This window comes from Micromonospora sp. ATLC16 (genome assembly GCF_057196645.1).
Genome location: NZ_JBXUOW010000004.1, coordinates 57,706 through 82,420, shown reverse-complemented (window position 1 = coordinate 82,420; position 24,715 = coordinate 57,706). Strand labels below are relative to the sequence as shown.

The window sequence follows — 24,715 nt, the reverse complement described above, 5'->3', positions numbered from 1 at the left end:
TGCGGCGGGCCCAGCCGCGACCGATCGCGTCGGGGCCACCCCGCCCGGTCAGCCTGCGGGTTCGTCCCCGGTGAGCAGGGACGGGTCGCGGCGGATCAGCTCGGCCAACCGGGCGGCCGGGTCGTCGTTGAGCCCGTCCTGGGCGGCGGACCAGCCGGGCACCGTCTTGACCGACAGCGGCCAGGACGGTGGCGGTTCGGCCGGCTGTCCGCTGACCGTGACCTCCTGATCGACCCAGGCCACCCGCAGGTCGTACGCCTGCCCGTCGTGCTCGACCCGGGCGGCGACGGATGCCCCCGGATGCGCCGCGACGGCCGCGCGCAGCGCCTCGGCCACGTCCTCCAGCGGGTGCCGTGGCGCTGCCTGGTGTACCGGTTCGTGGACACCGGGCCAGCCAGGCCCCGCATTGCGGCTGTCGGCACGGCTCCGACCGGAATCGTGGCCCGGACCCGGCTCCGGACCGGGCTGGTCGTCGGCCGCCACGGTCGGGTCCGCGGCCCGTCGACGCAGCGCCTCCTCACGCCGACGCATCCGGGCCAGAGTTTCGTCCAGTCCGCCTCTCATCCGCCTCACCCCTTCCACGAGGGGCCTGCGAGCCGGTCGGCTCAGGCCCGTTTCTCCCGGGTGGCCCGGTCCAGCGCGCGGTCCAGGACGACCAACAGGGCGTCCCGGACCGAAAGCCGGTCCCGCGCGTCGAACTGCACCAGGGGTACATGTTCGCCGATCGCCAGAGCCCACCGGATCGCACCCAGGTCGTGCGCCAACCGCCCGTCGAAGGCGTTGACCCCGACCACGAACGGCAGTCCCGACCGTTCGAAGAAGTCGATCGCCGGGTAGCAGTCGTCGAGCCGGGCACTGTCGACCACCACCAGTGCGCCGAGTGCACCTCGGGCCAGGTCGTCCCACATGAAGCCGAAACGGGTCTGGCCCGGCGTGCCGAACAGGTAAAGCTTCAGGCTTCGGTCGATGGTGACACAACCGAAGTCCATCGCCACGGTGGTGGTGGTCTTTCCGGAGCACTGACCAGGGTCGTCGACCCCGATCCCGGCGGTGGTCATCTCCGCCTCGGTGGTCAGCGGAGCGATCTCCGAGATCGAGCCCACGGTGGTGGTCTTGCCGACTCCGAAGCCGCCGGCCACCAGGATCTTCACCGGGATCGGCGGCGTCGCCCGGTGGGTGCCCGTGGTCGCGGGTGTCGCGGCCGGCGGCCGGTACGGCGGCGGCGCCGGGGCGGCACGGGCCGGTGGCGGTGGTGTCGCGGCCCGGCCGATGGACGGTGGGGTCGGTGTCGGACCGCCGTAGCGGGCTGCGGCGCTGTTGGCGGCGAGCGCGCCCGGTGGCGCGGCGGGCCAGTCAGGAGATTGCACGGAGTCCATCAATCACTCGTAGGATGACGTCGGGGTCGAGGGCGTCGTCGACGTCGGTCACGTGTACGTCCAGGTGGCCGGCGGCGCGCAGATCGCCCACCAGCACTCGGGTCACGCCGAAGTGCAACCGGGTCTTCGCGGAGATCTCGGCCACCGAGATCGGCTCACCGCAGAGCGCCACGATGGCCTGGAGTTCCGGGCTCAACCGGGTGGCCGTGACGCTCCACGATCCGGTGGTCGGTCGGGCGGTCACCTGGGTCTCCAGGCCGATCGTGGGGTCGGCGCCGGCCACCCGGCCGGCGGTCAGCACGAAGGGGCGAGGTCCGGTAGGCCCGGCCTCCTCGGGCTCCGGTCCGATCGCCGCCGGTGCGCCCGCCGGGCCGGCGGAGCCGGCCGGGGAGGACTCGCGCAGGTAGGGCCGGATGCGAATGACCGGCTCCTGTGCCGCACCGGCGGCGTCGGGATTCATTGCTGGACGGAGTTCTTGAGTTCGGCGATCAGACGCGGGGTGAGCGCACCACCGGCGCGACCGGCGAAGAGAGTCATCTCGTAGGCGACGGTGCCCAGGTTCGCCGACCGGTCGGCGACCACGCCGAGCACCGACCCGCTGCTGATCGCGCTGATCAGTAGGTAACCCTCGGCCATGTCCACCACGACGCGGTTGAGGCCGCCCAACGCGTACCAACTGGCGGCCCCGCCGGCCAGGCTGGTCATCCCGGAGACAACCGCGGCGAGACGCTCCGCGTTGGACCTGTCCTTGATCGCGGACATGGCCATCAGCAGGCCGTCCGACGACACGGCGATCGCCTCCACCACTCCCGCAGTCCCGGAGGTGAAGGAATCCAGCAGCCAGTTGAAGGTGCGGGCCTCGGGGCTGAGGTCCCCGGCGGGATGGCTCTGGTGGTCGAGGTTCTCGTGCACGTGCGGGCTGGTCAACGTGGCGTTCCTTCGTCGTCGCTGCGGTCGTTACGGACATCGCGCAGAGCCCGGGCGACGCCCGTCTCGAACGCGTTGATGCGATCGCGGACCTCGGCCGGATCGCCCGGGTCCTGGGTGAGCGGTTGTTGCGGTAGCTGCGCGATCAGATTGGCGCCGGGCACCCTGCGGGACAGCTGGGACAGGCCCGGGGGAGCGGGCGACCCAACCGGCTGTGGCAGGGCGTCGGCCTGGCTCAGCTCGGCCCGGCGTACCCCCGACTCGAATGCCTCGACAGCGGCGCGAGCGGTGCTGGGATCCACGCCGCTGGAGTCGACCGTGCCCACCCTCGGCGCCGTTCTCGGCAGGCTGGCACCGGGCACCCGCTGCCGGATGCCGGGCATCGGGGCCGGCGGGGTAGCCGACGCCGGTGCGACCTGCGGCACCGGCACGGTCGTCGGGTCGATTCCGGTCGAATCCGCGTCGATCTTCCCGGCGGGCTCCGGGCCGGTGGCGAACGCGTCCCAGGACTCGGACAGCTCCAAGCTCTCGGTGGCCCGGGTCAGCAGCGTGGGGTTGAACCCGACTGGTTCCGCCGCCGGGGTGGACAGGTCTGCCGTCGCCGAGGCGTCCCGGGTCGGTGGCACCGGTTCGAGCTGGTGCCGGGCCGGCAGGGCGGCCACCGGCGCGGCCCGGCCGACCGGTGGAACCGGGGCGCCGGCCGGCTCGGGCGTCCCGACGACCAGCGACGTACGGGGAATCTGCACGGTCGCGGTGACGCCGCCACCCGGGGTGGCGGAGAGACCGACCGCCCACCGGTGCCGGCGGGCCAACCGACCCACCACGAACAGCCCCAGCACCTCGGTCGGGGCGAGGTCCAGCCGTTCCCGTCGGGTGATGCGGGCGTTCTCGTCGGTCAGCCGCGCCTCGGTCATGCCGATGCCGTGGTCCACCACGGTGAGCTCTACGCCGTCGTCGGTGAGCTCGCCGCTGACCAGCACCCGGGTTTGCGGCGGCGAGAAGACGGTGGCGTTCTCCATCAGTTCGGCGAGCGCCAGCACCAGGTCGCCGACGATCGCGGGTGCCGCGGCGGCCTCGGTGGGCACCTGGACGTCCACCCGGGTGTAGTCCTCGATCTCACCGAGGGCGAGGCGGACCACGTTGGCCAGCGGAACCGGTGCGACGTGCGCGACGTCACCCACCGCGCCGGAGAGCACCACGAGGTTGCCCGCGTTGCGCCGCAGCCGGCTGGAGATGTGGTCGAGGCGGTACAGGTTCTCCAGCCGCCCCGGATCGGTCTCCTGCTGCTCCAACCGGTCGATCAGGGCGATCTGCCGACCTACCAGGTTCTGGGTACGCCGGCCGACGTGGCCGAACATCTGGGCGACGTTGCGCCGGCTCGCCGCCTGTCGTTCCACCAGCCTCGCGGCCGTGTTCTGCACCCGCTCGAAGGCCCGGGCCAGGTCGCCGACCTCGTCCCGGGCGCGGACGTCGACGGGATCGAGCCGGACCGGTTGGGCGTTGTCGGTCTCGTCGTCGGCCACCCGGACCAGCTCGGACTCGGCGACCCGGGCGACCCGGTCGGCGGAGCGGGTGAGTCGGGTCAACGGCCCGGTCACCGTGCGGCCGATGGCCAGGGCGAGCAGCACCACGCCGACCAGGATCACCGCGACCAGCCCGGTCACCCAGTACGCCCCGGACAGCGCCGTCTGCCGTTGCGCGCGTACCTCGGCGGTCACGTCGGCGACCAGCTTCTTCTCGACGAACTGGCCCAGCGTGATCAGTGAGGAGACGGTGGGGAAGAGGGACTGGATGGAGATGTCCGCCACCGCGGCCACCGGGTCCCGGGCGCTCTGCTGGAGGAACTCCGGGCTGGTCCGCGTGTCGACCGCGGTCTGCTCGATGTTCACCAGCGCCTGCTGCTCCGGGGTGAGCAGGTCGAGCATCTTGCTGCTCTCCGACTGGAGGGTGGCCATGTTGGCCACGAACGCGGTGGCGAACTGGGGGTTCGGCGAGGAGGCGACCAGCACGATCAGGGCACCGCCGTTGCTGAGCCCCTCGCTCTTGCGCAGGATGCTGTCCAGGGCCAGCGTCTGCCGTCCGGCCGGGGTCCGGGTGTCCACGTCGTGCGGCAGCCGCAACGAATCGATCAGGGCAATGTGGACCGGCCCGTACGCGCCGATGACCTGTGGCGGCGCCGCCTGTCCGGCCAGTACGGCGGTGCGTACCTCGGCGAGTTGCGCAACGCCGTCGAGTGCTCCGTCCACCCCGGCCGGAAGGTCGCCGTCGAAGTCGACACGCAGATCGACGATCCGGTCGTCCACCTCCGCGATCTCCTGCACCAGCGTGCTGCGCTCGACCTGCCCGAGCAGGAGGCCGATGGCGAGCATCCGTTCCCGTTGCAGGTGCTGGAGCAGGGTGCCGACCCGGCTGGCGAGCTGGACGGTCTGGTCGATGTCGCCGGCCCGCTGGGCCACGCCGGCTCGTTCCCAGACCACCGGCAGGGTCAGCCCCAGCATGCAGAGCAGGGGAATGGTCACCAGCAGGGTGAGTTTGCCCCGGATGCGGAGCCTATCGAGCAGCATCGAAGGGCCTCCACCGATCCGGCTCGTGGACCTGTCCCACCGGCTGGAGCGCCGGTGGTGGTTCGGCGGGACGCGACCCGACGGCACCCCGCTGGACGCCCGACAGCGGAGTCGGCAGGCCGCCGCCCGCCGGGGCGGCGGAGGCGGAGATGTCTCTCGGACGGGACATCCAGCCGCTGACCGCGAAGCCGACCAGCAGCAGCGCGGCGAGGCCGCCCGCGCCGAGGATCAGCAGGCGATCCCGGTCCATCCCGTCGAGTCGCTCCGCCAGGAGCCGGTCGATCTCGTCGAGGAGGACCGGGTGGAGTTGCTTCGCGGCCTGTTGTGCCTCGTTGCGGGCGGCGAGGAGCCGGGTCGTGTCGACCGTGCCGGCACGGTCCATCGGTTGGGAGTGCAGGGCCATCGTCTCGACAGCCCGCTGGTAGGCGTCGAAGGGGGTGAGCACGTTCGCGCCGAGGTCGGTGCTCTCCGTGTTCTCCACCACCGACCGAAGATTGTTGGCCAGGTCGTTGGCGGGTTGCAGCGCGGCAGCCCGAAGGGTCGCCAACTGGCTGAGCGACTGGAGCCGCTCGGCAGCGGACCGGCGGTTCATCAGCACGGCCAGGTCGGTGAGGCGACCGCCGGCCACCAGCGCCTCCGGCATCTCCTCCGCGACGCCGTCCTGAAGGAAGTACGCGTCGACCCCGGGGTCCCGGATCAGGCCGGAGGTCTCCCGTACCTTGCCGTGCAGGGCCAGCAGGAGGTCGGTGACCTCGCCGTACACGGTGAAGGCGGCCTCCGGGTCGGTCAGTGAACGTTCGGGCAGCGCCTCCAACTTCGCGCGGAGCCCGGCCCACCGCTCGCTGGTGCTCAACTCGCCACCGATGCGCGCGTCGACCGTGGCGGCCCGCTCGACCGCCTGGTCGAGCGGGTCCCGGCGCAGCGACCGCCCGGTGACGGCGGCGCTCTGCGCGTCGACCAGCGCGTCGGTCACCGGGCCGAGGGCGCGGAGATACTCGACGCCGAGTCGTTCCCGCGCGACCACGTCGCGGTCGTTGTCGACGAACTCGTGTGCCTGTACGACGAGGAACGCCACCGGCAGCAGCAGCGCGGTGGCGAGTAGCAGCGGCAACAGCCGGCCCGGAGTCCGGGGTCGGCGACGGACCCGCGGAGCGGGAACGGTCATGGTTGTCTCCTCCGGCATGGCGCGGGTTGTCCGACGGCGTCGACGAGCCGGTCCCGTGCGCCGGACCGGAAACTAATCGAAGCCTGGTGCCATCGGTCGGTCGGCAACCGTCAGCTTTGCGTCACTTCGAGCGATGTGACTCACGGCGATCGATGTGCTCACGGTGGGTGCCGTCGATGTGGGAGATAGGCGGAGTTAGGTATCGTTTCAAGCGAAGGGCAGGAATTTCCGCGATGCGAAGTCATCCCAAAGGTTTGCCGACTGGACGATGTGCGGATGACCTTCGCCGGATGCCGATCGGGCTACCAGAACGGACGTACGGCGGATCTCAGCCGATACTCAGGCTTCGGGCCGTACCGTGTGCCCAATGAGATCGCCGTTCTCGGCCGCGCGGATCCGACGTGCCCTGCCCACCGGTCGCCGGGCCGTCGCCGCCACCGTGGTTGTCGTCCTGCTGGCGGTGGCCGCGGTGTGGGTGGTCTGGCCGGACCGGCCGGGCTTCCGTACCGAGTCCGCGATGCTCACCGTCCGGTCCGGACCGGACGGGAACGAGCCGGTCGACCTGGACACCACGTTGTACCTTCCGCGTGACGCCGCCGCCGGCCGCAAGGTGCCGGCGGTCCTGCTCGCCCACGGCTTCGGCGGCACCAAGGAATCGGTCCGCACTGACGCCGAGGACCTGACCGACCGTGGGTACGCCGTTCTGACCTGGACCGCGCGCGGCTTCGGTCGCAGCGGCGGCAAGATTCACCTGGACAGTCCGGACCATGAGGTACGTGACGCGCAGCGGCTGTTGGACTGGCTGGCCGCGCGTCCGGAAATCCGTACCGACGCCACCGGTGACCCCCGAGTGGGTGTGGTCGGCGGCTCCTACGGTGGGGCGCTGTCACTGCTGCTCGCCGCCCAGGACCAGCGGGTCGACGCGATCGTTCCCATGATCACCTGGAACGATCTGTCCCGTGCCTTCCTGCCGGAGAGCACCGGCGGCGGGCCGACCGAGGGCGTGTTCAAGTCCGGTTGGGCCGGCATCTTCTTCGGCGGCGGCGGAAACGTCGGCTCCGGCCCGGCCGGGATCTCCGGCACCGGCGCCGAGACGCCGGAGGGCGCGCCGGGTGCCGGGCCGCCCAGCCCCGCACCGGGCCAGGGGCCCGGCACCGCACCCGGCGCACCGGCCGTCGGCGGTCTACCCGATCCCTCCTGTGGACGGTTCGCCGCCGACGTCTGCGCCGCGTACCTGCGCATCGCCGCCAGCGGTCGGGCCGACCAGGCCGCCGTCGACCTGCTGCGGCGGTCCAGCCCGGCCAGGGTGCTGGACCGGATCACCGCGCCCACCCTGCTGGTGCAGGGCGCGGCGGACACCCTCTTTCCGCTCGCCGAGGCCGACGCCAACGCCCGGGGCGTCGCCGCGAACGGCACCCCGGTCCGGGTCGCCTGGTTCACCGGCGGCCACGACGGCGGCTCCGGACCGCGGACCGACTCCGACCGGGTCAAGTTCCTCACCGCGCAGTGGCTCGACCGCTACGTGGCCGGCGACGGTGACACACCGGGGGACACCTTCACCTTCTCCCGGATCGCCGGCTTCGACGCCATGGACCGTGGCCTGGTCGCCACCAGCTACCGCACGGCCGACTACCCGGGGCTCGACGGGGAGTTCCGGCACGAGGTGACGCTGGCCGGCCCGGTGCAGCGGGTGGCGAACCCGCCCGCCGGCAACCCCGCCGCGATCTCGTCGGTACCGTTCGCCGGCTCGTTGGGTTCGTTGCTCGGTGGGGTGGCCGGGGACATCCCCGGGCAGCACGCCCGGTTCGAGTCCGAGCCGCTGGCCGAGGCGGTCGACGTCGTCGGTGCGCCGACGGTGCAGATCCGCGCGGCGTCGGCCGTCGGCGAGGTGGTCCTCTTCATCAAGGTCTACGTCGTCGACCCGGAGGGCGCCACCACCCTGCCCAGTGGGCTGATCGCCCCGGTGCGGCTGACCGGCCTGCCGGCCACGATCGACGCCGCTCAGCCGGTGACCGTCACCCTCCCGGCGATCGTGCACCGGGTCGAGGCGGGCCATCGGCTCCGCCTGGTGGTGGCCACCTCCGACCAGGGGTACACGACCCCGATCGAACCGAACGTGCACACGGTGGCGCTCGGGGACGCGCCACTGAGCCTGCCCTCGGTCGACGGAGAGCCCATTCCCACCGAGGCGGCGCTCTGGCGCTGGATCCTGGTCGGGCTGCTCGCCGCGATCGTGGTCGGGCTCGTCGTGCTCGTGGCCGTGCTGCGCCGCCGGCACCGTCGCCAGGACACCTCCGTGCACCCGGAGTACGCGGACACCCCGCTGGCCGTGCGCCGGCTGCGCAAGGAGTACGCCGACGGCTTCGTCGCGGTCTCCGAGGTGGACTTCGAGGTGCACCCCGGTCAGGTGATCGGTCTGCTCGGACCCAACGGCGCCGGCAAGACCACCACGCTGCGGGTGCTGATGGGGCTGACGCAGCCGACCGCGGGGGAGATCTACGTCTTCGGGCACCGGCTGGTGCCCGGCTCGCCGGTGTTGTCGCGGATCGGCGCGCTGGTGGAGGGGCCGGGGTTCCTGCCGCACCTGTCCGGCCTGGAGAACCTGAGGGCGTACTGGCGGGCGACCGGCCGGCCGGAGGGCGACGCCCACTTCGAGCAGGCACTGGAGATCGCCGGGCTGGGTTCCTCGGTGCACCGGCCGGTGCGTAAGTACAGCCACGGCATGAAGCAGCGCCTCGCCATTGCCCAGGCCATGCTCGGTCTGCCGGAACTGCTGGTGCTCGACGAGCCGACCGACGGGCTGGACCCGCCGCAGATCGCCGAGATGCGGCGGGTGCTCCAGCGGTACGCCACCGATGGGCGCGCGGTGCTGGTCTCGAGTCACCTGCTCGCCGAGGTGGAGCAGACCTGCACCCACGCCGTGGTGGTGAACAAGGGTCGGATCGTGGCCTCCGGACCGGTCGAGGAGATCGTCGGCGACTCGCCCAGCGTGCTGTTCGAGGTGAGCGACCCGACCGCGGCCCGGACCGTGCTCGACGGCCTCGGTGGCGTACGGGTGCTGGACGACGCCGACGGGCAGTTGGTGGTGGACACCAACGGCACCGCCCGCAGCGAGGTGGTAGCCGAGTTGGTCCGGGCCGGGATCGCAGTGGACCGGGTGGTGCCCCGGCGCCGCCTGGAGGACGCCTTCCTCGCTCTGGTGGGCGAGAACTCTCGGGGAAGCGGGGACCGGTGATGGCGGGATCGACTGTCGAGCCGACGCGGGACACGACCGGCGTCGCCGCCTCGGGAGCGGCGGCGGGTTACCGGCCCGCCCGGACGCTGCCGTTCGGTGCCGAGTTCCGCCGGCAGGCGTCGCGCCGGCGTACCCAGTTGGCGCTCGGCTTCATGGTGCTGCTGCCGCTGATCATCCTGATCGCGTTCCAGTTCGACACCAACGACGACGACAACGGTGGGGGCGAGTTCGGCAGTCTGATCGATCTCGCCACCTCAGGTGGGCTGAACTTCACCCTGTTCACCATCTTCGTGTCCGCCTCGTTCCTGCTGGTCGTCGTGGTCGCGCTGTTCTGCGGCGACACGGTGGCGAGCGAGGCGAGCTGGGGAAGCCTGCGCTACCTGTTGGCGGTTCCGGTGCCCCGGGCCCGACTGCTCGCGGTGAAGCTGCTGGTCGCGCTCGCGTACTCGGCGCTGGCGCTGATCCTGCTCGCCGGCACGGCACTGGCCATCGGCACCCTGCGCTACGGCTGGTCGCCGCTGCGCAGCACGGTGGCCGCTCAGTTGGAGCCGGGCGAGGGGCTGCTGCGGTTGCTCGCGGTGCTCGGCTACCTGGCCATCGTCCTGCTGGTGGTCGCGGGCCTGGCGTTCCTGCTCTCGGTGACCACCGACGCGGCGCTGGGCGCGGTGGGAGGCGCGGTGCTGCTGTGGATTCTGTCCAGCATCCTGGACCAGATCACCGCGCTCGGCGCGATCCGGTCGTTCCTGCCGACCCACTACAGCACCGCGTGGTTGGGACTGCTCTCCACGCCCATACAGACCGACGACATCGTGCGGGGCACGGTCTCGGCGATCTGCTACGCGACCGTGTTCTGGGGCCTGGCGTTCTGGCGCTTCACCCGTAAGGACATCACCAGCTGAGCCCGCTGCCCGCGACGCTCGGCGCGAGCCGACGGCCACCGGAGGCCGGAGTGCGGACCGTGGCATCGGAGCATCGTCGTACCCGCCCGTGGCGGCGGGCGCTCCCGCCACTCACGTAAGCAGACCACAAGGTTTACGTCGGGCTGCTGCCGCCGGAAGTTTCGGCCGCTAGACTGAGTGTGGGAGCGTTCCCAACAAGAGAGATTGCATCGACAACTATATATGAAGTCCGCATTCTGGTACCACCACCCCACTCGTAGGAGGTACCAATGCGCACTTACCGGTTCGGCGGGCCGGCTCTGTCCCTGTTCCGCATAGTCATCGGGTTGTTGTTTCTCATTCACGGCATGTCGTCCGTCTTCGGCGTCTTCGGCGGCAACCGTGGCACCGGCGAGGCGGTGCCGCTCGGCCAATGGCCGGGCTGGTACGCCGCGATGATCCAGTTGGTCTGCGGCGCCCTCGTGCTCCTCGGCCTGTTCACCCGGCCCGCCGCCCTGCTGGCGTCGGGCTCCATGGCCTACGCGTACTTCGTGGTCCATCAGCCCGAGGCGCTGCTGCCGCTGCGGAACAACGGCGAACTGTCCGTCCTGTTCTGCTGGGCGTTCTTCCTGGTGGCGGTGCTCGGACCGGGCACCTGGGCGGTGGACGCGCTCTGGCGGCGCGGGCCTGCGACGGTCGCCCTGGCCGAGGGCGAGCGGCGGTCCGTGCCGGCCTGACGGCGATGCTCAGCGGCGCCGGGGGGACGGCAACGGCGCCGCTGAGGATTCGCTCACAGGCTGGGATTGGCAGGCGACGGCCGCGTCCGGATCGCCTAGACTCGGCGGCACAACTGCATACCTCATCCAGAGGGGCTGAGGGATACGGCCCGACGACGCCCCGGCAACCACCCCGCGCGCTCACCGTTGAGCGTCCGGCGGGGCAGGTGCCAATTCCGTCCCCGCCGCAAGGTGCGATGCGGGGAAAGATGAGAGGACTTCGACATGACGTCGACGCTCGCCCCGTCCGGCATCGACACCGCCGCCAGCCCCGCCCGTGCCCTGGTCTGCCGGGCCTGTTCGGCCCGTTACCCGCTCGCCGCCCAGCACGCCTGTTACGAGTGTTTCGGCCCGCTGGAGGTCGACTACGATCCGGCCGCACTCGCCACCGTCACCCGCGAGCAGATCGAGGCCGGTCCACGCAATCTCTGGCGGTACGCCGCTCTGCTGCCCGTCGGCCAGGACCCGACCACCCGGGTCACCCTGGACCCGGGCTTCACCCCGCTGGTGGCCGCCGACCAGCTCGCCGCCGAGTTGGGCATCACCGCGCCGCTCTGGGTCAAGGACGACAGCGCCAATCCCACCCACTCCTTCAAGGACCGGGTGGTGTCGGTGGCGCTGACCGCCGCCCGCGCGCTGGGCTTCTCCCGGTTCGCCTGCGCCTCCACCGGCAACCTGGCCAACTCCGTGGCCGCCCACGCCGCCCGGGTCGGTGTGCCCTCCGTGGTCTTCATCCCCAGCGACCTGGAGCAGGGCAAGGTCGTCACGACCGCCGTCTACGGCGGCGACCTGGTCGCCATCGACGGGTCGTACGACGACGTGAACCGCCTCTGCGGCGAACTGGTCGAGACCGACGAGTTCGAGGACACCGCCTTCGTCAACGTCAACGTGCGGCCGTACTACGCGGAGGGGTCCAAGACGCTCGGCTACGAGGTGGCCGAGCAACTCGGGTGGCGGATCCCCGCCCAGGTGGTCATCCCGATGGCCTCGGGCGAGCTGCTCACCAAGATTGACAAGGCGTTCAGCGAGCTGGTGGAGATCGGCCTGGTCGAGGCACCGGCCGGTGGCTGGAAGGTCTTCGGGGCGCAGTCGGCCGGCTGCAACCCGATCGCCACCGCACTACACGCGGACACCGACGCCATCACTCCGGTCAAGCCGACCGGGATCGCCAAGTCACTGAATATCGGCGACCCGGCCGCCGGGCTGTACGCCCTGGAGGCGGTGCGCCGCACCGGTGGCTGGATGGACTACGCCGACGACGACGAGATCCGGGCGGGCGTACGCCTGCTGGCGCGTACCACCGGGGTCTTCGCGGAGACGGCTGGCGGGGTGACCGTGGCGGTGCTGCGCAAGCTTGTCGAATCGGGCCGACTGGACCCGACCGCCGAGACGGTGGTGTTCAACACCGGCGAAGGGCTGAAGACCCTCGACGCGGTCGCCGGTGAGGTCGGCCCCACCCACCGGATCAAGCCTTCGTTGCGGGCCGCTCGCGACGCGGGTCTGCTGAGCTGACGACGAACGGATGAGTAAGCGGCATTTCGCAGGGAGTGAGCGAAACACGCCGCCAAGGACTTGACGACCGCAAACGGACGGCGCAAGATGCTCCGTGCGGGAGGGCGCTTCGCCGTAGACTTTCAGTCTTTACGACCCAGCGCCGGAGGCGTTGTGCGATCGTCCCTCCCGACCAACGTCCGAGCGGGCCAGCGAAAATTCGCTGGCCCGCTCGCCTGTCGCTGGCGCAGGCTGCCGTCATGACCATCACCGTCACCCCGTTCGGTCCCGCCGACGAGCAGGCGATCGAACATGCGTACCAGATCGGCGTGGCGCACGCCGCCGCCGACCTGCCCGACTTCCCGCCCTTCTGCCGGCAACGGTTCACCGCGATGGTGCGTCATCCGATGCCGGGTAACGCCCCGGTCAATCTGGTGGCACACATCGACGGTGAGCCGGCCGGCCGTCTCGTGCTCGATCTGCCGCAGCTCGACAACACCGAGAACGCCTCCGCCGACCTGGTGGTGCACCCGGCGTACCGGCGCCGGGGGGTGGGTCGGGCGTTGCTCCAGCACGGTCTCGCCGTGCTGCGCGAGTACGGGCGCAAGCGGGTGAGCGCGATGAGCAGGGCGCACCCGCCCGGCGCGCCCGACCGCCCCTCGGTGGCCACCGCCTTCGCCACCGCCTTCGGCGCGGTCGACGTCCTGCCCGACGTCCGGCGGCGGCTGGACGTCGCCGACCTGGATCAGGTGCGACTGGACGCGCTGTTGGCCGACGCCCGGGGTCGGGCGGTCGGTTACGAGGTGCTGCACTGGCGCGGGCGTACCCCTGACGACCTGGCCGCCGACGTCGCGTACCTCGACGGACGGCTGCTGGCCGACGCGCCCATGGGCGACCTGGCGTGGGAGCCGGAGCGGGTCGACGCCGAACGGCTGCGCGGCACCGAGCTGGCGCTGGATGCGCAGGGCCGGCGGCGCTACCACGTCGGCGTCCGCCACGAGGAGTCCGGTCGGCTGGTCGCGTGGACGCTGCTGGACGTCGGGGCGTCCGCGGACTGGCACTCCTTCCAGCAGATCACCATCGTCGACCCGGAACACCGGGGCCATCGGCTGGGCCTGCTTGCCAAGATCGAGAACCTGCGGCACCTGTTCGCCCACGAACCGGGCGTGCGGGTGATCGACACCTTCAACGCAGCCAGCAACGACCACATGATCGCCATCAACGAGCAGCTCGGTTTCCGGGTGCGGGATCGGTGGAGCAACTGGCAGCGCGACGTGTGACCGGCGGGAAACCGGTGGCGACGGCCGGCGGCGGGCGGGCAGGATCGCGCCCATGGCCATCACCGTCACCCCGTACGAGTCCACCGACGAGGCAGCGCTCGACGAGGCGTACCGCGTCGTCGCGGCGGCCCAGGCGGTCGACCTGCCCGACCTGCCGGTGGGAGACCGGGCCGAGTTCGGGCTCCTGGTCGCCCATCCGCCGCACGGCAACGTGATCCATCAGGCGCTGGCCCGGCGGGACGGCGAGGTGGCCGGCCACCTGCGGATGCGGCTGCCGCAACTGGACAACACCGGCATCGCCACCGTCGAACTGACGGTGGACCCGGCGCAGCGGCGGCAGGGGGTGGGTCGGGCGCTGCTGACGTACGCGCGGAAGGTGGCCGCCGAGCACGGCCGGCAGCGGTTGATCGGTGAGACCCCCGGGCCGTTGCCCGACGGACCGGGCCGGGACGCGCCCGGCGCGGCCTTCGCGGCGGCGGCCGGCGCGCAGGCCGCGCTGGCCGAGGTGCGGCGTCGACTGGACACCACGCGGCTCGACCAGGCGGCCCTGACCGCCTTGCACGATGCCGCCCGCGCCCGGTCTGCCGGCTACCGGACGGTGGCCTGGCGGGGGCCGGTGGCCGAGGAGTACGTGGCCGACATCGCCCGGCTCGAGAGCCGGCTGCTCATCGACGCGCCGATGGGCGATCTCGCGATCGAGGCGGAGCAGGTGGACGCCGCGCGGCTGCGGGAGATCGAGCGGATCCAGCGAATGCGGGGCCGACGGCGTTACCACGTCGGCGCGGTGCACGAGGCGACCGGCCGGATGGTCGCCTGGACGATGATCGACAGGGGCCCGTCGACGCCGTGGCACGCCTGGCAGGAGATCACCATCGTCGACCCCGCACACCGGGGGCACCGCCTCGGTCTGCTCGTCAAGGTCGAGAACCTTCGGCACGCGCTGGACCACGAGCCGGCCCTGGCCGCGATCGACACCTGGAACGCGGCGGTCAACGATCACATGATCGGCATCAACGAGCAGCTCGGGTTCCGCCCGGTCGACGCCTGGACCGATTGGCAGCTGACCATCTGAAGTTGTGACACGCCCCTACTGATCTGGGGGCTTCGTGTTGCATGATGGCGGGCATGACGGAGACCCCGCACCCCCGCTACGACAGGCACGCCGAGACTCTCAACCGCGCGCTGACCGCGATCAAGGAGCGGGGATACTGGTCGGCCTATCCGGAATCACCAAGCCCACGGGTGTACGGCGAGACCGCCGCCGCCGACGGCAAGGCCGCCTTCGAGGCGTACCTGGGCGGGGACTTCCCGCTCGACCAGCCGGGTGACGGCGATCGGGTCGCCACCGAGGACAGCCCGTTCGGCGTCGCCCTGCACGTGCGCTACCCGCACGCCGACGCCGACCAACTGGTAGCCGCCGCGTCAGCGGCGCTGCCCGCCTGGCGGGACGCCGGCCCGCAGACCCGGGTGGGTGTCTGTCTGGAGATCCTCGACCGGCTGCACAAGAACGTCTTCGAGCTGGCCAACGCGGTGCAGTTCACCAGCGGCCAGGCGTTCGTGATGGCCTTCCAGGCCGGTGGTGCGCACGCCCTGGACCGCGCACTTGAGGCGCTGGCCTACGCGTACGCGGAGATGACCCGGCACCCGGGCACCGCAGGTTGGGAGAAGGCCGCCGGGAAGGGCGACCCGCTACGGATGTCCAAGACTTTCCACGTGGTGCCCCGGGGCGTGGCCCTGGTCATCGGCTGCAACACCTTCCCGACCTGGAACTCGTACCCGGGTCTGTTCGCCTCGCTGGTCACCGGCAACCCCGTGGTGGTCAAGCCGCACCCGCGCGCCGTGCTGCCGTTGGCGGTCACCGTCCGGTACGCCCGGGAGGTGCTGGCCGAGGCCGGCTTCGACCCGAACCTGGTGCTGCTGGCCCCCGAGTCCCCCGGCGAGAAGCTCGCCTCGACGCTGGCCCTGCACCCGGCGGTCCGGATCGTCGACTTCACCGGCTCCACCGAGTACGGCGACTGGCTGGAGGCGAACGCCCGCCAGGCGGCGGTGTACACCGAGAAGGCGGGGCTCAACACGGTGGTGATCGACTCCACCGACGACTTCGCCGGGATGTGCCGCAACCTGGGCTTCACCCTGACTCTGTACAGCGGGCAGATGTGCACCACCTCGCAGAACATCCTCATTCCCCGGAACGGCGTCGACACCGACCAGGGGCACAAGAGCTTCGACGAGGTTGCCGGCGGCATCGCCGCGGCGGTCGGCAAGCTCACCGGTGACCCGGCCCGGGGAGTGGAGTTGACCGGCGCGATCGTCAACGACGGGGTGCTGGAGCGGCTGGACGAGGTGACCAAGATCGGTTCGCCGGTGCTGGAGTCGCGTACCGTCGAGCACCCGTCGTTCCCAGACGCCGTGGTGCGTACGCCGACCATCGTCAAACTGGACGCGGGTGACACCGAGACCTACTCGCGGGAGTGGTTCGGGCCGATCTCCTTCGCCATCGCGACCGACTCCACCGCCCACAGCCTGGAGATCCTGCGCTCGACCGTGGGCGAGAAGGGTGCCCTCACCGCGGCGGTCTACTCCACCGACGACGCGGTGCTGGACGCCACCGAGGCGGCGGCGATCGAGGTCGGGGTGCACCTGTCGGCCAACCTCACCGGCGGCGTCTTCGTGAACCAGTCGGCGGCCTTCTCCGACTTCCACGGCAGCGGAGCGAACGCGGCAGCGAACTCGGCGTTGACCGACGGGGCGTACGTGGCGAACCGGTTCCGGGTCGTGCAGAGCCGCCGGCACGTCTGAGGCGGGTGGGGCTCCGGGGTCTTCCCCGGGGCCCCCAGGTCGGCGATCGTCTGTCGTGGCTACGCCGCCCTACGCATCTGGAGTTCGCGCAGGGTGGGGATGTTGGGGTGCGGGAGGCGGACGCCGGTGTCGACGAATCCCAGCCGCTGGTAGGCCCGGTAGGCGCGGTCGTTGCCGACCACCACCTCGAGCATCAGCTCGTTCCGCCCGCAGGCCCGGGACCAGCCCGCCACCCCGTCGACCAGATCCGCGAGCAGGCCGGTGCCCCGCCAGTTCGGAGTGATGTAGACGGCGTAGAGCACGGTCACCCCCGGCTCGGCCGGGTGTGCCATGCCACCGGCGTGCCCGACGAGCCGGCCGCCCGGATCCGCCACGAACTGCGCCGTGTCCGGACCGGCGGAGACGTGGGCGACCCGGGCGGCGTACTCGGCGTGTGGTCGGGCCGCGGCCTCGGCGATCGTCTCCAGAAAGGCCAGCGGCGCGTCCGCGAGCATCTCCAGGCGCAGCGCCCGCATCCGAGCTGCGTCGGGCGGCTCGACTCGGCGGATGGCGGCCCGGCGCAAGCCCGTTCCGTCGGTGACGCTTGTCATGCCGGAATGCTTATCACAATGACGTGCGACGATACTGACGACTGTAATACGCCCGATTTGTGGTCGTGCGCCGTCGTCACTCCTCGTGTAGCGTGCGATTTCGGTCACCCGATTCAGCGGTCGTCGCCGACTGCCGAAACCGGTGGTTTCCGGGTGCCGGTACGTCGGCGACCCGAGGTATTGGAACGCCGTGCAGAGTGAGGAAAACACCGTGGCACAAGGCACCGTGAAGTGGTTCAACGCAGAGAAGGGCTACGGCTTCATCGCCGTTGACGGCGGGCAGGACGTCTTCGTCCACTTCTCCGCGATCGAGATGGACGGCTACAAGGCGCTGGACGACGGTCAGCGGGTGGAGTTCGAGATCGGCCAGGGTCAGAAGGGCCCACAGGCCGAGCGGGTACGCCTCATCGCCTGAGCGCCGACCAACCACCCCATTCGACCGATCGTCGTCGGGGTGGCGTGACCATCGCCGGAGGGGGCAGCGGTGCCGGCACCCCACAAGGGAAGATCATGGACCGAGCCAGCGCCGTAGCTGAGGAGGTCCGGGCCAGCCTCGCTACGGTGTGCCGCCGGCTCATCCCACGCAGTCGCCGCACCCCGGCGGGCCGTTCTACGGCTGGTACCCCCCCGGGCGGCTACGGCCACGACCCCTCCGATGCCCTGGTCACCCCGCCGGGGGGGTCGGGCCGGTTGTCACCTACGCGAGCAGCGGGCACACGAGGGCCCGGTTAACGCCGCCCAACTGGCGGCCGAACTCGGCTGACCCCGGCCATCGTGCTTGCACTCGGCAGGGCAGAGTGCTAAACAGGTCATTGGCACTCGCATGGCGTGAGTGCCAGCTGGTCGGGACGGTGGGGCTGCGGTCGCGCCCGTGACATAACCACGGGTGGGGCACGTGGCCGGTCGTCGCGGGCTATCCGGCCCGGCCGAGGAGACGTCGCCGTCGCCAGGTGGCGACGTCCCAAGGTGCGTACACCAGACGGCCCATCCGGGGCACAACACTCGGGTGGCCCGTGAGTGTCCAGGAGGACAACGCCGTATGGCCAAGATGATCGCGTTCGACGAAGAGGCGCGCCGCGGCCTCGAGCGGGGCATGAACCAGCTCGCCGACGCCGTGAAGGTGACCCTCGGCCCCAAGGGCCGCAACGTCGTGCTCGAGAAGAAGTGGGGTGCCCCCACCATCACCAACGATGGTGTGAGCATCGCCAAGGAGATCGAGCTCGAGGACCCCTACGAGAAGATCGGCGCCGAGCTGGTCAAGGAGGTCGCCAAGAAGACCGACGACGTCGCCGGTGACGGCACGACGACGGCGACCGTCCTGGCCCAGGCCCTCGTTCGCGAGGGCCTGCGCAACGTGGCCGCCGGTGCCAACCCGATGGCCCTGAAGCGGGGCATCGAGGCTGCGGTCGCGAACGTCTCGGAGGAGCTGCTGAAGCTCGCCAAGGACGTCGAGACCAAGGAGCAGATCGCCTCCACCGCCTCCATCTCCGCTGGTGACACCAGCGTCGGCGAGATCATCGCCGAGGCGATGGACAAGGTCGGCAAGGAAGGCGTCATCACCGTCGAGGAGAGCAACACCTTCGGGCTCGAGCTGGAGCTCACCGAGGGTATGCGCTTCGACAAGGGCTACGTCTCGGCCTACTTCATGACCGACCCGGAGCGTATGGAGGCCGTCTTCGACGACCCGTACATCCTGATCGCGAACAGCAAGATCTCGTCGGTCAAGGACCTGCTCCCGATCCTGGAGAAGGTCATGCAGGGCGGCAAGCCGCTGCTGATCATCGCCGAGGACCTGGAGGGCGAGGCCCTGGCCACGCTGGTGGTCAACAAGGTCCGCGGCACCTTCAAGTCGGTCGCCGTCAAGGCGCCGGGCTTCGGTGACCGCCGCAAGGCCATGCTGACCGACATCGCCATCCTCACCGGTGGCCAGGTCATCAGCGAGGAGGTCGGCCTCAAGCTGGACGCCGCCAGCCTCGACATGCTGGGCCGGGCCCGCAAGGTCGTGGTGACCAAGGACGAGACCACCATCGTCGACGGTGCCGGCGACGCCGAGCAGATCCAGGGCCGGGTCAACCAGATCCGGGCCGAGATCGACAAGAGCGACTCCGACTACGACCGGGAGAAGCTGCAGGAGCGGCTGGCCAAGCTGGCCGGCGGCGTTGCGGTGATCAAGGTCGGCGCGGCCACCGAGGTCGAGCTGAAGGAGCGCAAGCACCGCATCGAGGACGCGGTCCGCAACGCCAAGGCCGCCGTCGAGGAGGGCATCGTCCCGGGTGGTGGTGTCGCGCTGGTCCAGGCCGGCAAGACCGCCTTCGACAAGCTCGACCTGGCCGGCGACGAGGCGACCGGCGCGCAGATCGTGAAGATCGCGCTGGACGCCCCGCTGCGGCAGATCGCCGTGAACGCCGGCCTTGAGGGCGGCGTCGTGGTGGAGCGGGTCCGCAACCTCGACTCGGGTCACGGCCTCAACGCCGCGACCGGCGAGTACGTCGACCTGCTGGCCGCGGGCATCATCGACCCGGCCAAGGTGACCCGTTCCGCGCTGCAGAACGCCTCGTCGATCGCCGCGCTGTTCCTCACCACCGAGGCCGTCGTGGCGGACAAGCCGGAGAAGACCCCGGCCGCACCGGCTGGCCCGGGCGGCGGGGACATGGACTTCTGAGTCCAGCTCCAACGCCGGAAGGGGCGGGCCGCGTCAGCGGTCCGCCCCTTCCGCTGTGTCGGCGGTGGCAAGACGAGGTCGGCAGTGGCCGCTGGTCCGCTAGGTCGGCAGTGGCCGCTGGTTCCGTCGCTTTCGCGCCCGGTCGTACGGTGGCCGGTGCTGAACCGGCTCGTCCACCAGGATGAGCGGCTCCTCGGGTGGCTCGTCCACACCGGTCATCTCGGCCAGTTGCTCGGCGTCGCCGTAGTCGAGCCGGTCGATCGGCAGTTGGCCGGGGAGTCCGTGGAGCGCAGCCCCGGTGGCTGGTGGGACTTCCCGGGCCTGATCGTCGTCCGTGCTCATCGCTGCCTCCTCTACCGAAACGGTAGGGCGTGCCGGGCACCGGGATGAGCGAATGGCCTTATCAGATCTATTTGGTATCTGCACCTTTTAGCGTGCTCAAGGGCACTACGTACGGAAAAAGCTGCATCCGTTACCGCCCGAATAATGATCAACCACGGGCCGCCGAGACGGCCGCGTACGCGTCGACCAGCCCGGCACCCACGACGTTCGCCGGGTCGCCACAGTCATCGGTCCGCGCCCGGGCCGGGTCGCTGGTCTCGATCGGGTCGGCCGTCTCTCGGAGGATCCGCCGCGTCCGGTCAAGGTCACCGACGAGTTCCGGGTTGGCCGACCACATCAACGCGACCACGCCAGCCACCTGTGGTGTGGCCATCGAGGTGCCGTCGAGCACGGCGTACCCGCCGCCAGGCATCGCGGAGATGACCTCCGCCCCCGGCGCCATCAGATCCGGTTTGGTCACTCCGGCGACCGTCGGGCCACGGGAGGAGAAGGCGGTGACCCGCCGCCGGTCGTCCACCGCGCCAACGGTCAGCACGTCCGCGTACGGTGCGGGCGGGTCCTGCACCGAGCCGCAGAACGGGCCGGTGTTGCCGGCCGCCGCGACGACGAGAATCCCGGCGGCCTCCAGCGCCTCCGTGGCCGGCCGCAGCGCAGAGGGATCGCAGCCTTCGATCGGCGGGCAGCCCCACGAGTTGGTCAGGATCTCCGGTGCCCGGGCGGGCCGCCCCTGTCGGAACGTGTCGCCGCCGAGCGGGAAAGGCGCCAGCATGAACTGGAGGCAGTCGAGGTAGGCGGCCGGGTTCCCCAGATTGCGGTCGAGGTTGACGCAGCCGACCCATCGCGCGCCGGGGGCCACACCGATGCCGTCCCGCCCGACGGCGCTGCCGATCGTGTGGGTGCCGTGCCCGCTGCGGTCGGTCGGCGTCCCGCTGCCGTTCCACGGGTCGAACCACGAGTCGTCGCCGCCCCGGAAACCCTGGGCGAGGGTCGGATGCCGCCCGTCCACTCCCGAGTCGGAACTGCCCACGGTCACCCCGTCACCGGTGACGCCGAGTTCGGACCAGACCCGATCCGCGCCGATCATGGTGATGTGCCACGGCGGGCCGGACGGAGGCGGGGCGCTGCCGGTGGCGCTGTCAGCGGGTGCCGGCAACGGACGCAGTCGCTGGCTGACCAGCACCCGGGCCACCTCGGGCCGGCTGGACAGCCAGGCTCGTACCGCCGGCCCGCCGGCCACCTCGATCGCGTTGACCAGGTAGTAGCGGGTGTGTGGCAGTCGGGCCCGGCGCAGGTCTCGCCGCAGGTCGGCCTGGGTCCGGTCGGCGGTGTCGACCAGCCGCCGGTAGACCTCCTCGGCGCGTGCGTCCCGGCCTGCCCGACCTGGCCCGCCGCTCACACCGCTCAGGTCCGCCTGCTCGCGGAGCAGTACGAAGAGGCGTTCCCCGTGCAGCCCCGGCTGGCCGACGGTCACGCCGACCAAACCGACCGTGACCAGCAGCGTCAGGGTGCTCGCCACGGCCAGCACCCGGCTCGGCGTGCGGGCCGAGCGGCGCGCCAGCAGCAGGCCGTACCCGACCGCCAGCACCAGCCCGACGGCGAGGCCGAGACCGGTCGCGGCCGCGACCCAGAAGGGCACGTCACGGTTGCCGACCAGCAGCAGGCTGACCTCCTCCGGGTCGGTGAAGGCAAGCGGGCCGAACACGCCGAGCCCGACCAGCCAGGCCGCTGGCGTCCGACCGCCATCCCCGGCCGGGTGGTGGGCCACGACGGCCCCGGTTATCGGTTGATCCGGCGGGACCTGGCCCGTGCCCGGGTGGGTGACACCACGTCCGCCGGCCGGCCGGCGGCTCATGGAATGCAGCGCGGCCAACGCGAAACCGGCCGGCGGCAGTGTCACCAGCAGGGGCAGTTGCGCTCCTGAGTGGCCGCCGCCGGCACCGATCAGCAGCAGCACGACCCCGGCGACGAGCCCGCCCAGCAGCACCGGCCGGGCCGGTCGGGGCGGCTCGTCGGCCTCGAAGCGGCCCCAGAACCGGACGTCGAGCAGCGTCGCGGCCAGCACGCCGACAGCCGCCGCAGCCAGCCCGGCGAGAATGGTCTCCAACAGCCCGCCGAGCGCACCCCACCAGACCCAGGGCAGCAGCAGGGCGAGCCCGGCGGCCACCGCGAGCGCGGCCGGCACCGACTGCTGCCCGCCCAGTCGCTCCGGACGCCCGGTCTCGGCGTGCCGGCCGGGGCCGAGGACGTGGGAGGGCAGCCGGGCCGTCACCACCGTCAGCAGCGTGGCCACGAGGGCGAGCGCGCCGAGGTACGCCTCGTGGTGCACCGGGGGGATCGTCCGCAGCAGGCCGAGCAGGCCGAGTACGAGCGCGCCGGCGAACCAGACCCGGCCGGTCACACGGACCGCCGCCGAGCGGGGAACGAGCGCCAGCGGTAGTGCCACGGCGGCGATCAGCAGCACGGTGAACAGGCAGACCACCGGCCAGAGCGGCACCAGCCGGTCCAGTCCGCCGATCAGCGCCACCTGGTCCACGGCCCAGCCGCCGGTCTGTGCCAGGACCGTGACCGCGACCGTCCAGCAGCCGGCGAGCACCGCCGCGACGATCGCCCAGGGGCTACCGGTCGAGCCGGATGTGGTGGGTTCCGCCCGCATCCGCACACAGTACGACCCAACGCCGCGCCGCCGGACGGATCTGACGGGCAACGGATCGAGGTGCCCGGGCCGGCACGTGTCGGGGGAGGACCGGGCCGGTTAACGTGGACGGGTGCGTGATCCGAACGTTCTGCGGTCCGTTGCCGGGCAGTTGTCGCCCGCCCGCCGCGCCGCCGACCTGCGTCGGTTGCGCGCCGAGCGGTTCGACGTGCTGGTGATCGGGGGCGGGGTGACCGGTGCCGGAGCGGCCGTCGACGCCGCGTCCCGGGGGCTCAAGGTGGCTCTGGTCGAGGCCCGCGACTTCGCCGCCGGCACCTCCAGCCGGTCCAGCAAGCTGATCCACGGTGGCCTGCGCTACCTGGAGCAGTTGGAGTTCGGCCTGGTGCACGAGGCGCTGACCGAGCGCGGGCTGCTGGCCACCCGGCTGGCGCCGCACCTGGTGCGGCCGGTGTCGTTCCTGGTGCCGCTTCCCGCCGGTCAGGGCGTCCGCGGCCTGCCCGCCCGACTGCTGCGGCGGGCCTACTACGGCGCGGGTGTGGCCGCGTACGACGCCTTCGCCGGAGTTTTCGGCGGCGGCCGGGGCATGCCGTTGCATCGCCACCTGAGCCGCGAGGGGGCCCGCCGGGTCTTCCCGAGTCTGCGCTCCGACGGCCTGGCTGGCGCGATCCGCTATCACGACGGGCAGGTCGACGACGCCCGCCTGGTGGTCACCCTGGCGCGCACCGCCGCCAGCCTGGGCGTGACCGTGGTGAGCAGTGCCCGGGCGGTCGGGCTGATCCGGCAGGCCCGCGAGGTCACCGGGGTCCGGGTCCGTGACCTGGAGGCGCCCGCCGGTTCACCCGAGGCCGAGTTCGAGGCACGCGCCCGTACGGTCATCGCCGCCACCGGTGTCTGGACCGACGACATGTCCCGCATGCTCAACGACGTCGGGCTGCGGCCCGGTATCCGGGTCCGGGCGTCCAAGGGCGTGCACCTGGTGGTGCCCCGATCGGCGATCACCGGCGAGACCGGGCTGATCCTGCGTACGGCCACCAGCGTCCTGTTCGTCATCCCGTGGGGCGGGCACTGGATCATCGGCACCACCGACACCGACTGGCGATTGGACCGCTCCCACCCGGCCGCCTCCGCCAGCGACATCGACTACCTGCTCCGGCAGGTCAACACGGTGCTGGACCGCCCGCTGACCACCGCCGACATCGAAGGCGTCTACGCCGGGCTGCGCCCGCTGCTGGCCGGCGAGGCGGACTCCACCTCGAAGCTCTCCCGGGAGCATGCCGTCATCGAACCGATGCTCGGGCTGCTGCTGGTGGCCGGCGGGAAGTACACGACGTACCGGGTGATGGCCGCCGACGTGGTCGACCGGGCGGTACGCCGACTCGGTGGCCAGCGGGTGTCGCGTACGGCGGACCTGCCGCTGCTCGGCGCGGACGGGTACGCGGCCATGTGGCGGGACCGGGCGGACCTGGCCCGCCGCCACGGGATGCCGGTGGGCGTGGTGGAGCACCTGCTGGAGCGGTACGGCACCCTCACCCTCGACCTGCTCGCCCTGATCGACGCCGACCCGTTGCTGGCCTCCCCGCTGCCGGGGGCGCCGGAGTATCTCGCCGCCGAGGTGACGTACGCTGCCCGCGCCGAAGGGGCGTTGCACCTGGAGGACGTGCTGACCCGGCGTACCCGGATCTCGATCGAGACTACGCACCGTGGTCTGGAGTCGGCCGAGCAGGCGGCCGAGCTGATGGGCGCGGTGTTGGGCTGGGACGCGGCCCGGCGGGCCCGGGAGGTGACCCACTACCGTGCCCGGGTGGAGGCCGAGCGACAGTCCCAGCGGATGCCGGACGACGCGACCGCCGATGCCGCGCGGCTCGGCGCGCCGGACGTGCGTGGCTACGCCGCGGATCGGGGTGCCGACGACGGCGCGGCCGGCCTGGCCCGCTGACGGCCCACTCTGGAGATCGTCGAGTATGGATATCCTTCTGG

19 protein-coding genes and 1 riboswitch are annotated in these 24,715 nt (G+C 71.6%); of the genes, 10 read left to right on the top strand and 9 right to left on the bottom strand.

From position 1 onward, the window contains the following. Positions 1 to 48 precede the first annotated feature (48 nt). From AC2CHE_RS03170 to AC2CHE_RS03145, 6 genes are read right to left on the bottom strand one after another with little or no spacing between them, the layout of a single operon-like run. The gene (locus tag AC2CHE_RS03170) at positions 49 to 564 is read right to left on the bottom strand and encodes a hypothetical protein (RefSeq protein WP_484503364.1); all 516 of its coding nucleotides are present in this window, start codon (positions 562 to 564) and stop codon (positions 49 to 51) included. A gap of 41 nt (positions 565 to 605) precedes the next feature. Then, on the bottom strand, positions 606 to 1,376 hold the full coding sequence (locus AC2CHE_RS03165; RefSeq protein WP_484503363.1) for a GTP-binding protein: 771 nt from the start codon (positions 1,374 to 1,376) through the stop codon (positions 606 to 608). Further along, complete coding sequence (locus tag AC2CHE_RS03160; protein WP_484503362.1) at positions 1,354 to 1,836, bottom strand: DUF742 domain-containing protein; 483 nt, start codon at positions 1,834 to 1,836, stop codon at positions 1,354 to 1,356. Before AC2CHE_RS03160 ends, AC2CHE_RS03165 begins: the two co-directional genes overlap by 23 nt. After that, complete coding sequence (locus AC2CHE_RS03155) at positions 1,833 to 2,303, bottom strand: roadblock/LC7 domain-containing protein (protein WP_281564955.1); 471 nt, start codon at positions 2,301 to 2,303, stop codon at positions 1,833 to 1,835. The genes AC2CHE_RS03160 and AC2CHE_RS03155 overlap by 4 nt, the downstream gene beginning before the upstream one ends. Beyond that, entirely contained in the window at positions 2,300 to 4,867 is a 2,568-nt protein-coding gene (locus tag AC2CHE_RS03150; protein ID WP_484503361.1) for a sensor histidine kinase, read from the bottom strand. Before AC2CHE_RS03150 ends, AC2CHE_RS03155 begins: the two co-directional genes overlap by 4 nt. Next, positions 4,854 to 6,032: a hypothetical protein gene (locus AC2CHE_RS03145; protein ID WP_484503360.1), complete on the bottom strand. Its 1,179-nt coding sequence runs from the start codon at positions 6,030 to 6,032 to the stop codon at positions 4,854 to 4,856. The genes AC2CHE_RS03150 and AC2CHE_RS03145 overlap by 14 nt, the downstream gene beginning before the upstream one ends. A 367-nt stretch (positions 6,033 to 6,399) precedes the next feature. Here AC2CHE_RS03145 and AC2CHE_RS03140 point away from each other — a divergent pair, with 367 nt between their 5' ends. The 7 genes from AC2CHE_RS03140 (at position 6,400) to paaN (ending at position 16,491) form a co-directional block, all read left to right on the top strand. Continuing rightward, positions 6,400 to 9,267, top strand: coding sequence for an alpha/beta fold hydrolase (locus AC2CHE_RS03140; protein WP_484503359.1), 2,868 nt, complete (start codon positions 6,400 to 6,402; stop codon positions 9,265 to 9,267). Beyond that, on the top strand, positions 9,267 to 10,166 hold the full coding sequence (locus AC2CHE_RS03135) for an ABC transporter permease (RefSeq protein ID WP_484503358.1): 900 nt from the start codon (positions 9,267 to 9,269) through the stop codon (positions 10,164 to 10,166). Before AC2CHE_RS03140 ends, AC2CHE_RS03135 begins: the two co-directional genes overlap by 1 nt. A gap of 269 nt (positions 10,167 to 10,435) precedes the next feature. Continuing rightward, positions 10,436 to 10,882 carry a DoxX family protein gene (locus AC2CHE_RS03130; protein WP_484503357.1) on the top strand — a complete coding sequence of 149 codons (447 nt, stop codon included), beginning with the start codon at positions 10,436 to 10,438 and terminating at the stop codon, positions 10,880 to 10,882. Between the two features lie 119 nt (positions 10,883 to 11,001). Beyond that, positions 11,002 to 11,137, top strand: a riboswitch (SAM riboswitch). Positions 11,138 to 11,146: 9 nt separating this feature from the next. Beyond that, positions 11,147 to 12,433 (top strand): threonine synthase, encoded by a 1,287-nt coding sequence (thrC, locus tag AC2CHE_RS03125; protein ID WP_484503356.1) that lies wholly within the window; start codon positions 11,147 to 11,149, stop codon positions 12,431 to 12,433. A gap of 239 nt (positions 12,434 to 12,672) precedes the next feature. Beyond that, positions 12,673 to 13,692 (top strand): GNAT family N-acetyltransferase, encoded by a 1,020-nt coding sequence (locus AC2CHE_RS03120; protein ID WP_484503355.1) that lies wholly within the window; start codon positions 12,673 to 12,675, stop codon positions 13,690 to 13,692. Positions 13,693 to 13,744: 52 nt separating this feature from the next. Further along, positions 13,745 to 14,764, top strand: coding sequence for a GNAT family N-acetyltransferase (locus AC2CHE_RS03115; RefSeq protein WP_484503354.1), 1,020 nt, complete (start codon positions 13,745 to 13,747; stop codon positions 14,762 to 14,764). Positions 14,765 to 14,817: 53 nt separating this feature from the next. Continuing rightward, complete coding sequence (gene paaN / locus AC2CHE_RS03110; protein ID WP_484503353.1) at positions 14,818 to 16,491, top strand: phenylacetic acid degradation protein PaaN; 1,674 nt, start codon at positions 14,818 to 14,820, stop codon at positions 16,489 to 16,491. Between the two features lie 59 nt (positions 16,492 to 16,550). On the opposite strand, the gene AC2CHE_RS03105 is transcribed toward paaN, so the two are convergent. Further along, positions 16,551 to 17,081, bottom strand: coding sequence for a GNAT family N-acetyltransferase (locus AC2CHE_RS03105; protein ID WP_484503352.1), 531 nt, complete (start codon positions 17,079 to 17,081; stop codon positions 16,551 to 16,553). Between the two features lie 211 nt (positions 17,082 to 17,292). Here AC2CHE_RS03105 and AC2CHE_RS03100 point away from each other — a divergent pair, with 211 nt between their 5' ends. Both AC2CHE_RS03100 and groL read left to right on the top strand, forming a co-directional pair. Then, positions 17,293 to 17,496, top strand: coding sequence for a cold-shock protein (locus AC2CHE_RS03100; protein ID WP_484503351.1), 204 nt, complete (start codon positions 17,293 to 17,295; stop codon positions 17,494 to 17,496). 624 nt (positions 17,497 to 18,120) lie between these two features. Next, on the top strand, positions 18,121 to 19,743 hold the full coding sequence (gene groL / locus AC2CHE_RS03095; RefSeq protein WP_484503350.1) for a chaperonin GroEL: 1,623 nt from the start codon (positions 18,121 to 18,123) through the stop codon (positions 19,741 to 19,743). Between the two features lie 99 nt (positions 19,744 to 19,842). On the opposite strand, the gene AC2CHE_RS03090 is transcribed toward groL, so the two are convergent. Both AC2CHE_RS03090 and AC2CHE_RS03085 read right to left on the bottom strand, forming a co-directional pair. Beyond that, on the bottom strand, positions 19,843 to 20,085 hold the full coding sequence (locus tag AC2CHE_RS03090; protein WP_484503349.1) for a hypothetical protein: 243 nt from the start codon (positions 20,083 to 20,085) through the stop codon (positions 19,843 to 19,845). A gap of 148 nt (positions 20,086 to 20,233) precedes the next feature. Further along, the gene (locus AC2CHE_RS03085) at positions 20,234 to 22,738 is read right to left on the bottom strand and encodes a S8 family serine peptidase (protein ID WP_484503348.1); all 2,505 of its coding nucleotides are present in this window, start codon (positions 22,736 to 22,738) and stop codon (positions 20,234 to 20,236) included. 112 nt (positions 22,739 to 22,850) lie between these two features. On the opposite strand from AC2CHE_RS03085, the gene AC2CHE_RS03080 reads away from it, so the two are divergent. Further along, on the top strand, positions 22,851 to 24,674 hold the full coding sequence (locus AC2CHE_RS03080) for a glycerol-3-phosphate dehydrogenase/oxidase (RefSeq protein ID WP_484503347.1): 1,824 nt from the start codon (positions 22,851 to 22,853) through the stop codon (positions 24,672 to 24,674). Positions 24,675 to 24,715: the final 41 nt, after the last annotated feature.